The 13,780-nt window shown below is 57.6% G+C and carries 8 protein-coding genes and 3 pseudogenes; 1 reads left to right on the top strand and 10 read right to left on the bottom strand.

The window, feature by feature from the left end:
* The first annotated feature begins 3 nt into the window (after positions 1-3).
* On the top strand, positions 4-2,586 hold the full coding sequence (locus JCM15831_RS01860) for a cation:proton antiporter (protein WP_025822302.1): 2,583 nt from the start codon (positions 4-6) through the stop codon (positions 2,584-2,586).
* A gap of 232 nt (positions 2,587-2,818) precedes the next feature.
* Here JCM15831_RS01860 and JCM15831_RS24160 read toward each other — a convergent pair whose 3' ends face one another.
* From JCM15831_RS24160 to JCM15831_RS15825, 10 genes and pseudogenes are all read right to left on the bottom strand, one after another.
* On the bottom strand, positions 2,819-3,067 hold the full coding sequence (locus JCM15831_RS24160; RefSeq protein WP_456303423.1) for a hypothetical protein: 249 nt from the start codon (positions 3,065-3,067) through the stop codon (positions 2,819-2,821).
* Between the two features lie 30 nt (positions 3,068-3,097).
* Positions 3,098-4,319, bottom strand: a pseudogene (locus tag JCM15831_RS15845) (SpoVR family protein); the annotation flags it as partial.
* Positions 4,280-5,632: a YeaH/YhbH family protein gene (locus JCM15831_RS15840; protein WP_306301802.1), complete on the bottom strand. Its 1,353-nt coding sequence runs from the start codon at positions 5,630-5,632 to the stop codon at positions 4,280-4,282. The pseudogene JCM15831_RS15845 and the gene JCM15831_RS15840, both read right to left, overlap by 40 nt.
* A 22-nt stretch (positions 5,633-5,654) precedes the next feature.
* On the bottom strand, positions 5,655-7,601 hold the full coding sequence (locus JCM15831_RS01845) for a PrkA family serine protein kinase (RefSeq protein WP_025822300.1): 1,947 nt from the start codon (positions 7,599-7,601) through the stop codon (positions 5,655-5,657).
* 279 nt (positions 7,602-7,880) lie between these two features.
* Positions 7,881-8,621 carry an MBL fold metallo-hydrolase gene (locus JCM15831_RS15835; RefSeq protein ID WP_035773632.1) on the bottom strand — a complete coding sequence of 247 codons (741 nt, stop codon included), beginning with the start codon at positions 8,619-8,621 and terminating at the stop codon, positions 7,881-7,883.
* 43 nt (positions 8,622-8,664) lie between these two features.
* Positions 8,665-9,444 (bottom strand): TatD family hydrolase, encoded by a 780-nt coding sequence (locus JCM15831_RS01835; RefSeq protein WP_025822299.1) that lies wholly within the window; start codon positions 9,442-9,444, stop codon positions 8,665-8,667.
* Positions 9,441-10,981, bottom strand: a pseudogene (gene metG / locus JCM15831_RS15830) (methionine--tRNA ligase). Before metG ends, JCM15831_RS01835 begins: the two are co-directional and overlap by 4 nt.
* Positions 10,978-11,919, bottom strand: a complete 942-nt coding sequence (locus JCM15831_RS01825; RefSeq protein WP_025822298.1) for an AAA family ATPase — start codon at positions 11,917-11,919, stop codon at positions 10,978-10,980. Before JCM15831_RS01825 ends, metG begins: the two are co-directional and overlap by 4 nt.
* Positions 11,916-12,545 (bottom strand): dTMP kinase, encoded by a 630-nt coding sequence (gene tmk, locus JCM15831_RS01820; protein ID WP_025822297.1) that lies wholly within the window; start codon positions 12,543-12,545, stop codon positions 11,916-11,918. The genes JCM15831_RS01825 and tmk overlap by 4 nt, the downstream gene beginning before the upstream one ends.
* A 3-nt stretch (positions 12,546-12,548) precedes the next feature.
* A pseudogene (locus JCM15831_RS15825) lies at positions 12,549-13,774 on the bottom strand (D-alanyl-D-alanine carboxypeptidase family protein).
* Positions 13,775-13,780: the final 6 nt, after the last annotated feature.

Genomic DNA, 13,780 nt, shown 5'->3' with positions numbered 1-13,780 from the left:
GGCATGATGGTGACGGGACTGGCTGCCGTTATTTTGGCGCTGGCGCTTCTGATGGTGCTCATCAGCGCAGTGCAGCCTTTGGCCCGACGGCTCGAGGTGTCGGAAACGGTTCTTCTTGCCCTTGCCGGTATTGGAATTGGCGCTGCGGCCGATTTGCTGCTGCGTTCGTCTCTGACCGAGATTTTTGACGGTGCGGCTGAGACACTTCTCTACTTCCCGATCAATAGTGAAGCCTTTCTGCTCATCTTCCTGCCGATCCTTGTCTTCCAGGGAGCGTTGGCAATCGATGTCAGGCGCCTGGCCCATGAGACGGCGACCGTACTCCTTCTCGCAGTCGTTGCCGTTCTCGTCTCGACCCTGACCATCGGAGGGGCTCTCTATCCGTTTGCAGGCCAGTCCATGGTGGTCTGTCTGCTGCTGGGTTCGATCGTAGCGACGACGGATCCTTCGGCCGTGGCGGGAATTTTTAGAGAAATCGGAGCAGCATCTCGCCTGACACGTCTGGTTGAGGGCGAGGCCCTCCTGAACGACGCCGCGGCCATCGCAATTTTTTCTATTCTCCTTGCCTCGGTCACTTCGCATCGTCACATCGAGCTTGGCGAGACGGTCATCGACTTTCTTGCGTCATTTGGCGGCGCTATCGTTGTTGGTGTGGCGGTAGGGCGGTTGACGCTGCTCCTGATCGCCAGCCTGGGAGGCTCCACGGCTGCCGAGGTCACCTTGACCCTAGCGCTACCCTACGTCGTTTATATCCTTTGTGACGAGTTCCTGGGTTTCTCGGGTGTGGTGGCGACCGCAGCCTCTGGTCTGACGCTCTCGGTCTATGGCCCATCGACATTCAGACCTCAGGTCTGGCGCTTCTTGAACGAACTCTGGGTCCAGCTCGTCTTCTGGGCCGGATCGCTTGTTTTCGTCCTGGCATCGATGCTCGTGCCGCGTCTTCTGATCGGCATGACACGCTGGGATTGCGTCCTGATTCTGATTGCGACCGTTGCGGGCCTGCTGGCGCGAGGCGCCGTTGTCTTCGGGCTGCTTCCCATACTGGCAGCGGCCAAGCTGTCACCACCCGTTCCGAACCCTTTTAAGACGACCATGGTCTGGGGCGGTCTGCGCGGTGCGATCACGCTTGCTCTGGCCCTGGCTGTAACCGAAAACCAGCGTGTTTCGACCTCGACCGCGCATTTCATCGGAATTATCGCAACAGGTTTCGTGCTCATCACCTTGCTGGTGAACGGTACGACGCTCCGTTATCTCGTCGTTTTCCTGAAGCTCGATCAGCTGCCGGCGATCGATCAGGCCATGCGTCATCAGGTGCTGAGCAGCGGTCTGGCTCAGGTTGCGGAACGCACTCATGGTCTTGCCGACGAGCTTGGCTTCGGAGAAGGGACCCAGAAGACGATCATCGGCCAGATCGAAAGGCGTGCGCAGGAAGAGAGCGAAGCGAACACCTTCGACACGGCTCTTGGTGATCGTCAGCGTGTGACATTGGCGCTGATCACGATCGCCAATCGCGAACGGACATTGCTGCTCGATCTATTCCGCATCCGTGGCCTGTCGCGCCGCGTCATGGAAACCTTGCTGCGGTCTTCCGAAGCCATGGTCGATGGAGCCCGGCTAGAGGGGCGTTATGGTTATGTGAGGGCGCTGCGTCGTCGTCTTCGACCGACCTTGCGGTTCCGTATTGCTCAGATGCTGCATCAGCGCTTTCACATCGACAAGCCGCTTATGTATTGCATGTCCGAGCGGTTCGAGATGCTTATCATTGCCCATCTTGTCTCGCTGTCACTGACACGCTTCATGCATGAGAGGCTTGAGCCAACGCTTGGGTCGCGCATCAGTGAAATCGTTTCTGAAGTGCTTGGCCGCCAACGTCGTATGCTCGATGATGCGCTTGAGATGATGCGGCTGCATTATCAGGGTTATTCAGAAGCACTCGAAAGCCGGATCCTTCATCAGATCGCGCTGCGGCTCGAAGAAGAAGAATATGACGAGCTTCTCTCGGATAATCTTGTCAGTGAAGAGCTGCATCGCGAACTTCTGAAAGACGTCGAAAAGCGTCAGGAACGTCTCGAAAAGCCGCTTCGGTTCAACCTCAAGGGCGGTATTGAGCAACGTCTGCGGTCATTCCCGGCGTTTCGGGGTGTGCCCGATGGTGTCCTGCATGATCTCGCGATGAATATCTCGCTGCGTTTTGCCTCGCCGGGTGAGGTGTTGATGCGGCGTAACGGCAAGATCAAGATGGTCTATGCTGTCGTGGCCGGTCTGGCCGAGGTTCATATGGCCGAGCAGGATGTTCAGTATGGGGCAGGGGATCTGATCGGCGCAGCTGCTCTGGTCAATCACAGTGTCTCCCGTGGAACCGTGCGCACGATGCAGTTCTGTCATCTACTTGCTATTCCGGCGCATCTCTTTCGTCGCGTTGTGGAAGATTATCCGATCGTGAGACGCACCATCGATGAACGCGCGGAAGCACGGCTTGTCGATGGTCATCGTCTTTCGCTTGTGCTGGGCGGCGATAAGGAGCCGTTCATTCCGGCGCGTGAGCAGATCAATGCGGTCGATAAGGACGAGACCAAGCCAAGCTGACATGCAACAAGCGTCAGAGGCACCTAACGCCTCTGACGTTCGTTTGGGTTCGTTTAGGCGGGGTCGTCAGCTGCAGATAAATGAAAGCTGCGAGACGCGTGGTGACGGTTCGAGTGGTAGCCCTCTCTCATATATAAGAGTTCGATAAGATATATTATGCCAACTCGTATATCCATGTGAGAGACAGCACGAAGGCTGTCTCTCAGTTTAAGCTCAAAATCTGCTGCGGCGCTTATGCCAGCGCGTAGCTTCCGAGTTCGGCACCGGTCTGACTATCGACCTCCTTGAGGATAACGCCGTATCCCCAGAGCGCGCTCAGATGTTCCAGCGTCAATCGTGCATCTGTGGGCTGCAGGAGTTTACCGGGTCGCGTCCGATGCTCGAGGCGCAATATCCGGTCACCGGTCAGATCGACCCCGACGATCTCGATCTCTTCCGCAAGCAAGCCGGGATCGTAGGATGACGCAACGCTGCGTCGCACGTCACGGTAACCTGCTTCATCATGGATGGCATCGACCAGCAAATAAGGCTGGGTCAAATCGTCTTCAAGGCGAAACAGACGAAAATCGCGTATGACCTTCGGCGACAGAAATTGCTGCACGAAGCTCTCATCCGGTATTCAGCCCAGGCATGGTGGAGTGTGCCGATCGGATCCTGATTGCCGGCATGACCCGGAAACCAGAGACGGTCTTCCTCGGTCGGGTCGGTGCACACCCGGGCAATGTCGGTCATCATGGCAAAACCAAGAGCGTAAGGGTTGAAGTTAGGCCCTCCCCCTTCATCGAAGCCTCGTTGGGTGATGACGTTGCTGGTGGAATGGATCACCTCCAGAATTGCCGCGTCATCGATCTGTTTCTTGTCGTGCAGGCGATGCATGATGAAGTTGTGCACCCATGTGGCGCAGCCTTCATTCATGAGTTTCACCTGAGGTTGAGGATAAAAATACTGAGCGATTAGCCGTACGATACGGATGAGCTCACGCTCCCAGTTGGCAAGACGTGGGGCGTTTTTCTCCAGAAAATAGAGGATGTTTTCTTCCGGGAGCCCAAGCGCTGCTGCCGCGTCGATCTGGTCTGTTTTGCCCTCGCCCTTTTTCTGACCCTCCGGCAGAGTCCGCCACAGATCGTTGAACTGTTCGTCTTCATAGGCGCGTCGTTCTCGAGCCCGTTCCTGCTCCTGTCGTAGATCGAGGCGCTTATTGCCCGTGTGGCGATCGACCCCCTGATTCTGCAGCGCATGAGCCGCATCGAGGATCCGTTCAACGGCTTTGATGCCATATCGCTCTTCGCATCGCGCCACATAACCACGTGCAAATTCGAGATAATCGAGGATCTGAGTGGAATCTGTCCACTCTCTGAAGAGCCGGTTATTCTTGAAAAAATGGTTGTGACCGAATGCCGCATGGGCAATCACCAGCGCCTGCATCGTGGCGGAATTCTCTTCCATCAGATAGCTGATGCAGGGGCTTGAATTGATGACAACCTCATAGGCCAGACCCATCAAACCGCGGCGATAGGCATTCTCATGAGAGACAAACCGCTTGCCCGCAGACCAGTGCGGATAACTGATCGGCATGCGTGAGACGTATAGACGTCGAGCATCTGCTCGGATGTGATGATCTCAATACGATTAGGATAGGTGTCGAGCTTCAGCTCTTCGTGGGCGATGCGTTCGATCTCGCTGAAGCAATTTTTCAGAATTGGGAAGGTCCAGTCAGTACCCGTGTAGAGCATGTCTTACTCCCCTGCCCGCTCGGCCATGCGACGGGCGAACAGATCTCTGAAGACGGGAAAGATATCGCGACGGTCTTGAACCTGACGCATGGCGAGATGCGGCATTGTCTCGGCAATGCTTTATAGCCCCGCCAGAGATCTGTTTCGCTTCTCAGGAGCATTCCACCCAGACTGACTTCGACATACGCAAAATACTGGGCAACCGGTAAAATCGCTTCTGCCATCAGGCGGCCGACCTTGCTCATATCGGATGAGATGTTGTCCCCATCCGATACCTGCGCGACATAGATGTTCCATTTATCTGCGGGGAAACGCTCGTTCTGAACGTCATGCGTCAGTTCGAGTGCTGTTGAGACGACGGTGCCACCCGTGCGGGGATCCGTGAAGAAGATATCCTCATCGACCTCTTCGGCTGTTTCCGCATGGCGAATGAAGACGATCTCGAGCTTTTCATACCGCTTCTCGAGAAAAACATGCAGCAGCATGAAGAACTGCTTGCCCAGTTCCTTCATCTTTTCCGTCATGGAGCCAGAAACGTCCATGATGCAGAAAATAACGGCCTGTGTCGTCGGTTTGGGCACCGGGGTGAACCGCCGATATCGTAAATCGACGGGATCAACCCAGGGAATGCGGGCAAGCCTCTGTCTTAGTTGGATGCGGCTCTCTCGCAATTCCTGCAAACGAAGGAATTGCGGGTCGGAGAGCGGGCGCTCTGCTTCGAGCGTCGAAATTTCTGCCTCGATCTCGATCAGTTCCTGAGGCTTGGGCCGCTTGAGTCCGATGCGACGCCCCATTGAGCGTCGCATCGTCCGCCCGAGATCGATCTGAGAGGGGGAACCGTCACTGGTGAGCCCTGAACGGCTGGTCGCCATGGAGGTCGTCGCAGCGGCCTCACGCTTGACGAGATCCGGGAGCTCCAGATCGTCGAAGAAAAGATCGAGAAACTCCTCACGGGATAAGACGAAGCGATAGGAATCTTCGCCGCCGCCCTGTTCGCCCGCTCCACTGCCCTGACCGCCTGACGCCCCTTCTCCCCCTGGAGGGCGGCGAAGCCGGTCGCCTTTGACGAATTCCTTGTTGCCAGACAGCACATAGTGCCGCGCGCCTGCACTGAACTGCCGGTGGAAACTCGGCTCATGGAGAACATCTGCCGGGATCGATACCGCGCTATCCTGCCCGATTTCTCGTATACGCCCCTGCGCTGCAGCGTCCCGTACGGCTGACTGAATGGCCTGACGCGCCCTTGAGAGAACGCGCTGGCGGTTTTCGGTGTTCTTGCCATGCGGATTGGGGCGTCTGTCTATGATTTCCATGAAACGCTCCGTGTTCGACGTGTCAGGCGGATTGTTTGACGCGCATATACCATTCGACCAGACGTCTAACCTGCCGTTCTGTGTAACCCCGCGCGACCATTCGGCTGACAAACTCATCATGTTTGCGCTCGCTCGTACTGTCCTTTTTCGAGCCGAAGCTGATCACAGGCAGGAGGTCTTCAACCTGACTGAACATGCGCTTTTCGATCACGTCACGGATCTTCTCATAGCTTGTCCATGACGGGTTTCGCCCCCCGTTGGAGGCACGGGACCGAAGCGAGAATTTCACGACCTCGTTGCGGAAGTCCTTGGGGTTGGCGATACCAGCCGCCTTCTCGGTCTTGCTCAATTCTGCGTTCAGAAGGTCACGGTTCATCAGCTGTCCGGTATCGGGGTCCTTGAAGTCCTGATCTTCAATCCAGGCATCGGCGTAATCGAGATAGCGATCGAAGAGATTCTGACCGTAATCGTTATAGCTTTCGAGATAGGCTTTCTGGATTTCATTACCGAGGAACTCGGCATAGCGCCGCGCCAGATCGGATTTGAGCGATGCCAGATAAGTGGCCTCGATTTCTGCCGGATATTGCTCGCGCCTTACCGCCTGTTCCAGCACATACATAAGATGCACCGGATCGGCTGAGATCTCTGTAGGATCATGGTTAAACGTCGCAGACAGGACCTTATAGGCGAAACGGGTCGATATGCCCTCCATCCCCTCATCGACGCCTGCGTTGTCCTTATACTCTTGCATCGCCCGGGCCTTGGGGTCCGTCTCGCGGATATTCTCGCCGTCATAGACCCGCATCTTGGCAAACTGCGTGGAATTTGGATGTGCTTTGAGGCGGGAAAGAACCGCAAATTGGGCAAGCATTTCCAGTGTGTGCGGCGCGCATGGGGCGTTTCCAAGCGCAGAAGACTGAATCAGCTTTTCATAGATCTTCGACTCCTCGGTAACGCGGAGGCAATACGGAACCTTGATGACACAGACGCGGTCGAGGAACGCTTCGTTGGTGCGGTTATTACGGAAGGTCTGCCATTCAGCTTCGTTCGAGTGAGCGAGGATCACGCCCGTAAAGGGGATCGCGCCGATATTCTCCGTGCCAACATAATTTCCCTCCTGCGTTGCCGTCAGCAGCGGATGGAGCATCTTGATCGGTGCTTTGAACATCTCGACGAATTCGAGAAGCCCCTGATTGGCGCGGTTCAGACCACCTGAGAAGCTGTAGGCATCGGGGTCGTTTTGGCTGAAATTTTCCAGCTGGCGAATATCGACTTTGCCGACCAGCGCCGACACGTCCTGATTATTGTCGTCACCCGGCTCGGTTTTGGCGATGGCAATCTGCCGGAGTTTGGACGGGGTAAGGCGCACGACGGTAAAGCGAGAGATGTCGCCATCAAAATCTTCCAGCCGCTTGAGTGCCCAAGGGCTGGCAATGCCTGTCAGGACGCGGCGCGGGATCGCATATTGATCGAGCAGAGAGGCTCCGAAACGCTCTGGGTCGAACAGCCCCAGCGGGCTCTCGAAGACCGGACTGATCTCCTTGCCCGCTTTGAGGACATAGATAGGTTCGCGCTCCATCAATGTCTTGAGGCGTTCGCCGAGAGACGATTTGCCGCCGCCAACCGGGCCGAGCAGATAGAGGATCTGCTTGCGTTCTTCCAGGCCCTGGGCAGCGTGGCGGAAAAAGCCGACAATCTGTTCGACGGCGTCTTCCATGCCATAGAAATCGGCAAAAGCAGGATAGGTCCGGACGGTCCGGTTCATGAAGATCCGGCTCAGACGCGGGTCGCGCGAAGAATCGAGCATGACCGGCTCGCCAATTGCTTTCAACATGCGTTCGGCGGCGCCCGCATAGCAACTGGGATCTTCACGGCAGAGCGACAGATAGGAAGAAAGTGACATCTCTGTTTCCCGGCGTTCCTCTCGGAAGGAAGAGGCCAGCGTGAACACGTCCGGGGATGAAGTCATGACTCATAGGCTCCGATGAAACCTGTCACTAGTACGAGGGTCGAAACGGTCAGACCCATTCGGCAGTGCTGCAGGGCGATGGTCGGGAAGTCAGGCGTTAAGAGACGATAATGGGTGTGGAGACAAATAATGCTCCAACATCGCTAGGAATTACCCGGAATTTTCCTGTATTATTGGGAATTAACGTCGTTATTAGGAGCCACAGAAGGGCTCGATACCTGAACGCTATCGCGAGTTCGAACCGAGCTTCAACAAAAAACTGGTTAAAGGCGAAAATATTTAGAGGCTGAGAACCATGCCATCATAACCAGGCTCAATGCCCTCGGGCAGAACACGGCGTAGCGCTTCGTAATCGAGTGCTGGTCCCATATGGGTCAGAATCGTGCGTTCCGGTTTGAGTCTTTTGCACCACTCGATCACGAGATCGACCCAGGCATGAGCGATATGCGGCTCGTATTGAAAGCACCCGACAATCCAGGTCTTCACCCCGTCGAGGCAGGCAAGCGCCTCTTCGCTCAGATGCTCGACATCTGTCGAATAAGCGAAATCGCCACAGCGCAAGCCGATGGTCGGGATGCGGTTATGCCGTTGTTCGAAAAGCTCGAGATCGAGGTCGCAGACACGGACCCGATCAGTCAGCGAAACCAGATGGGGTTCGGGCACCGGTCTGAAAAATCCGTTTCCGCTCCAGGGACGAAAGGCATAGCTGTACCGCGCTGCAAGCTCTTTCATCACGGCGTCAGTGGCGTAGAGCGGCAGAGGTGCATCGAGCATGCGGTTAATCGCCCGCAATTCGTCCAGTCCGGCGACGTGATCGGCGTGTTCGTGCGTGTAAAGTACAGAGTGAACCACGCCGATCTTCGCGCGAAGAAGCTGCGTTCGCAGGTCTGGTCCGGAATCGACAAGGAGACGTTTACCGCTCTCGGCCTCGACGACGATGGACGAGCGCGTGCGTTGATTCCGCGGTTCGTTCGGGTCGCACTCGCCCCAGATCCCTTCCCCGTCCGCTCCGCCAACCATCGGAACGCCGCCGGACCCACCGCAGCGAGGATCGTGACCTTCATCAGGCGCGCCTGAACAGGGTGTAGAAATTGCGGGTTGTGAGCTCAGTCAGTTCTTCAAGACTCATCTCCCGCTCTTCAGCGAGCCGTTGGGCGGTATAGGCGACAAAACCGGGTGTGTTCGGTTTGCCCCGCTTGGGCACCGGCGCCAGAAACGGACTGTCGGTCTCAACGAGTAGACGTTCCTGCGGCATCGCGCGCGCAACCTCGCGTATCGTTTCGCATTTCGGGAAAGTCAGCAGACCGGAGAAGCTGATATAGCCTCCCAGCTCAACTGCGGCCTCTGCCAGCGCCATGCCTGAAGCAAAGCAGTGTAGCAGAAAGGGAAAGGCACCCTTTGCATGTTCGTCTCGCAGGATCGCAGCGACATCGTCATCGGCTTCACGCGCGTGGATCACAAGCGGGAGCCCGGTCTCGCGTGCGGCTGCAATGTGACGGCGAAAGCTGTCAGCCTGAGCCGCGCGGACCGGAACATCGCCGTGGAGGTAATCCAGCCCTGATTCACCGATCCCGATCACGCCTTGTGGCTCCGTCAGGCGCGTGATCGCTGCCACTTCCGGCAGGCCCTCTTCCTCGACATGATCCGGATGTGTCCCGATTGTGCACCAAACGCGCAACTCGGGCGTGTCGAAACGGGTCAACTCGATCTGGGTGCTGGCACGCGACAAACGTGTGCCGATGGTCGTCAACCCGGCAAGACCGTGCTCTTTGGCCAACGTCAGAGCGGCGGGAACGTCATCCAGCCGATCCAGATGGCAATGTGTATCGATCAGGCCGCTCATGCGGCAGCCTCAGGATCGACATAACGCGGAAACAAGCCTTGTGGCGCAGGGAGAGCCAGGCCGTCGGCAAGTTTGCCCGAAAGAGCGGCAAAGCTGCGCTGCTCCTGTTCCACGCCAAGTTGGGTCAGAAGCTTGTCCATTGTGCCGGGCATATAGGCTGGAGCACCGTCGCGATGTGACGCATCGCCTCATGCAAGACGCGCAGAACCGTCGCCATGCGGACAAGGTCGGTTTTCTTCAACGCCCAGGGAGCCTGACGGTCGATATAGGAGTTGCAGGCACGGATGAGCTTCCACACCTCTTCCAGCGCCTCGGTCACGGCAAAGCGTGCCAGCTGGCCGCGCATCAATTCCGGGAGAAGAGACGCATTGGCCAACAGGGCATTATCGTCCTCGCTCAGCGCATCGAACGCAGGCAAGGTGGCATCGCAATTGCGTGCGATCAGGCTCAATGTGCGCTGCGCCAGATTGCCCAGATCATTCGCCAGCTCGACATTCAGGCGATTGATCAGAGAGCGGCGGCTGAGATCGGAATCCCCACCGAACGGTACCTCACGCAGCAGGAAGAAGCGCACGGGGTCGAGACCGAAGCTTTGCACGAGATCACGCGGGTCGATCACGTTACCGATCGACTTGCTCATCTTCTCGCCTTCGATCGTCCACCAGCCATTGGCATAGACCGATTTCGGAAGCTCGATTTCCGCAGCCATCAGGAAGGCGGGCCAGAAGACAGCGTGAAAGCGGATGATGTCCTTGCCGACGATATGCGCGGAGGCAGGCCAGTACGCCATGCGCTCGGCATTCTGATCGGGATAGCCCAGCGCAGAAAGATAGTTCGTCAGGGCGTCGAACCAGACATACATCACGTGCTCAGGATCGTTCGGGACCGGGATGCCCCATTTGAAGCTGGTCCGGCTGATTGAGAGGTCTTTCAGCCCCTGCTTGACGAAGCTGACAATCTCGTTGCGCCGACCGGACGGGCCGAGAAATTCAGGATGCTGCTCGAAAAGCTTCAACAAGCGATCTTCGAAGGCGGAGAGACGGAAAAAATAAGAGGGTTCTCTCACCCATTCGACCGGAGCGCCTGTAGGCGCTGTCTTGCTTCCGTCCGCATGGATGGTCAGTTCGTCTTCCGAGTAGAAACACTCGTCACGCAGCGCGTACCATCCTTCGTATGCATCCAGATAGATATGGCCGTTTGCCGCGACTTTCTCCCAAAGGGCCTGAGCGGCCTGTTTGTGACGCGGTTCGGTCGTACGGATGAAATCATCGTACGAAATCTCCATGGCGTCTGCCATGCTGCGGAAATCCGCAGCAATCCCATCGGTAAAGCTTTGGGTGTCGACGCCGGCCGTCTGTGCGGCCTGCTCGACCTTCTGCCCGTGTTCGTCGGTTCCGGTCAGGAAAAATACGTCCTTGCCGTCGAGACGGTTAAAGCGAGCCAGCACGTCTGCGGCTATAGAGGTATAGGCATGGCCGATATGCGGTGCGCCGTTCACGTAGTAGATCGGGGTGGTAACGTAGTAACGTGAGGTCATGGGGCACTCGCTAAGGCGGCTGCCTGTCTGACAGCCTGATTTTTGTCCAGATTGAACCGTTCGGTCTCGCGTTGTAACGCCTGCAGCGCAGAAAATGCCTCTGCGGCCTTGGCGGCCTCATTCAGCTTTCCTCGCCCTGCCAGACCCCTGGCCCGGTTCACCAGTGCCTCTCCTAGCAAAGAACACAGCACGGCAAAACCGTCATCATGTCGCAGGAGCCCGGCAAGAGCGTCTGCATCGATCTCGGAACCCTGTGCGATCAACGATTCAGTCAACTGCCGCGCGATCTGGTCCGTCCCGCGATCGCCTGACAAGACACGTCCCGGAGCGCCCTGAGCCTGAGCGACAAGGCCTCCGGGCCCGGATGATTGGCGCCCATGATGCGTCAGGACACGCGCTGTCTCTTCGTCTGTGAGAGGATTGAGCGCGAGCAGGCGACATCGGCTTCTGATCGTGGGCAGCATTGCCGACGGAACCGGGCATGTCAGCAGAAATACCGTGTCGACCGGCGGCTCTTCGAGCAGTTTCAGCAAGGCGTTGGCTGCATTGCGATTGAGGGTCTCAGCGGCATCGACGATTACCACGCGCCAGCGGCCATCAGCCGCTGTGTGATGGAGGAAATCCTGCACAGGACGAACGTCGTCGATGACGATCTCCTGGCGCAAACGCTTTCGCTTTTCATCAAAGCGTCGTGCAATCACGAGAAGATTGGGATGGGTCCCCGCGGTAATCTGTCGCCCTGCCCGGCTCTCAGGCTCGGTTCCCTCAAGCAGAAGCCGGGCGCAGGCGAACGCGAACTGCGTTTTGCCGATCCCGGACTCACCATGGATCATCCATCCATGATGAAGTCTGCCCGATTCAAGGGTCTTGCGAAACAGCGTCAGCTCCGCCTGATGGCCAATCAGCGGGCAGTTCGCTTGCAACTCGGACGCGGTCATTGAGGAAGATACGTCGAGACGATTGAGAGGACCGCTTCTGCAACCTGCTCAGGACTGTGGGAGGCATCGACACGCCTGACCCGCTCTGGTGCCGTCTGAGCGATCGCCATGAATGCAGCTGCAACCCGGTGATGAAATTCGGTTGCCTCCTGCTCATACCGGTCTGGCTTTCCCCCTCTGGCAGCCATGCGTTCCGCCCCAAGTTCGGGCGAGATATCCAGAAGCAGGGTCAGGTCAGGCTCGCATGCCATCAGCTGGCGGAGCGAGCGGATGAAATCCAGGCTCGCCTTGTCCCCCCGGGCCAGACCGTAGCCCTGATAGACCAGAGTCGAGTCATGAAAACGGTCGCAGAGCACGATTTCGCCCCGGGCGAGAGCAGGCAGAATCAAACTGTCGAGATGGTCGGCACGAGCCGCCATATGCGCCAGGGTCTGGGCTCGCAGGGAAAGCGGTGCCTCATTGAACAAAATGAGTTCGCGCAAGGCTTCCGCACCGGGTGACCCGCCTGGCTCACGCGTCAGAACGACCTTATGGCCCTTCTGACTGAGCGTTTCGTGCAGAAGTCGGATTTGGGTCGATTTTCCCGCCCCTTCTCCGCCTTCGAAGGTGATGAATAGTCCCTTCACGCCTTAGCTATGCGATGCAGGTTTGGGGCCATGACCCAGTCGTGCCATGGCACGGCCGACCAGTCCGAGACGGGCAACCGACTTGGCGGCGACGAGGTCGAGGCGAATATCCGGCAACCCCTGATTTTGCAGAACGAGCGCACCGAGTGTCTGCCCTGCCCTTACCGGGGCAATGGCAGGGGATGCGTATTCAACGCTGATCTTGCTGCGCTGCTGCCATCCATGGGGCAAGGTCAGAACGATGTCCCTCGTCCCGACCAGCGCGACTTCTGCGGCTTCCCCCATATAGACGGGCATGTGATCGACCACCTGTCCGTGACGGAACAGCGTAGCGTTCTCGAAATTCGCAAACGCCCAGCCGAGAAGGCGCTCACCTTCATGAGCACGCTCGTTCATCGAGCTGGTGCCATTGATCGTCATGATGATGCGTCGGCCGTCGCGCTTGGAGCTGGCGCATAGTCCGAACCCACCAGCATCGGTGTGACCTGTTTTCAGGCCGTCGGCCAGCCCCTTGTCGACAAGGACGTTACGGTTACCCTGCTTGATGTTGTTGTAAGTGAACTCGGTAGCCGAGAAGAGGTGGTAAAACTCGGGGTAGTCGCGGATCAGATGCATGGCGACGCGGCTGACATCGCGCGCGCTCATATACTGCGACTCATCGGGCAGTCCGGTGCAGTTCATGAAATGGGTGTTCGTCATGCCCAGCTTGGCGGCGGTCTGGTTCATCAGATTGACGAATTGTTCCTCGGACCCGGCAATGCCTTCAGCCAGAACGATACAGGCATCATTGCCCGACTGAATGACCATCCCCTCGATCAGATCGGAGACTGTGACGCTTTGACCAAGCGGCACGAACATCTTCGACCCTTGGGTCCGCCACGCTTTTTCGCTCACTGGCAGGGCTTGAGTCAGCGACAGATGTCCCGCCTCAACATGCCAAAGGTGACATAGGCGGTCATCATCTTTGTGAGCGATGACGGCGGCATGTGCTCGTCAGCGGCCTTTTCGAGAAGGGTTGCCCCTGTGTCGAAATCGATGATGCACGCCCAGCGCGCAACCGTATCGAGCGGACCGATCGGGGTCGTGGCGGGAGACGCGCTCGGAAGGGTGGCGACGGTTGAAGGGGCGGCTGATGCCGCCACTTTTCCTCGGCGCGGGCGCGCGAAGGCGAACTGAGTTGAAGCGGCTAATCCAGCCGCGCCTGAGAGCAGAAAACGTCTTGTCCGCACATCAAC

Source organism: Asaia astilbis JCM 15831, assembly GCF_000613845.1.
Classification (GTDB): Bacteria; Pseudomonadota; Alphaproteobacteria; order Acetobacterales; family Acetobacteraceae; genus Asaia; species Asaia astilbis.
The sequence above is the reverse complement of the archived record's forward strand: the minus strand, read 5'-3'. Positions and strand labels throughout refer to the sequence as shown.

What these genes read in the sequence shown, in the direction of transcription:
- JCM15831_RS01860 (WP_025822302.1), top strand. Translation starts at nt 4, where the DNA reads ATGATGGTGACGGGACTGGCTGCCGTTATTTTGGCGCTGGCGCTTCTG.
- JCM15831_RS15840 (WP_306301802.1), bottom strand. Translation starts at nt 5,632, where the DNA reads ATGGAAATCATAGACAGACGCCCCAATCCGCATGGCAAGAACACCGAA.
- JCM15831_RS01825 (WP_025822298.1), bottom strand. Translation starts at nt 11,919, where the DNA reads ATGACCGCGTCCGAGTTGCAAGCGAACTGCCCGCTGATTGGCCATCAG.
- JCM15831_RS01845 (WP_025822300.1), bottom strand. Translation starts at nt 7,601, where the DNA reads ATGACTTCATCCCCGGACGTGTTCACGCTGGCCTCTTCCTTCCGAGAG.
- JCM15831_RS15835 (WP_035773632.1), bottom strand. Translation starts at nt 8,621, where the DNA reads ATGGTTGGCGGAGCGGACGGGGAAGGGATCTGGGGCGAGTGCGACCCG.
- JCM15831_RS01835 (WP_025822299.1), bottom strand. Translation starts at nt 9,444, where the DNA reads ATGAGCGGCCTGATCGATACACATTGCCATCTGGATCGGCTGGATGAC.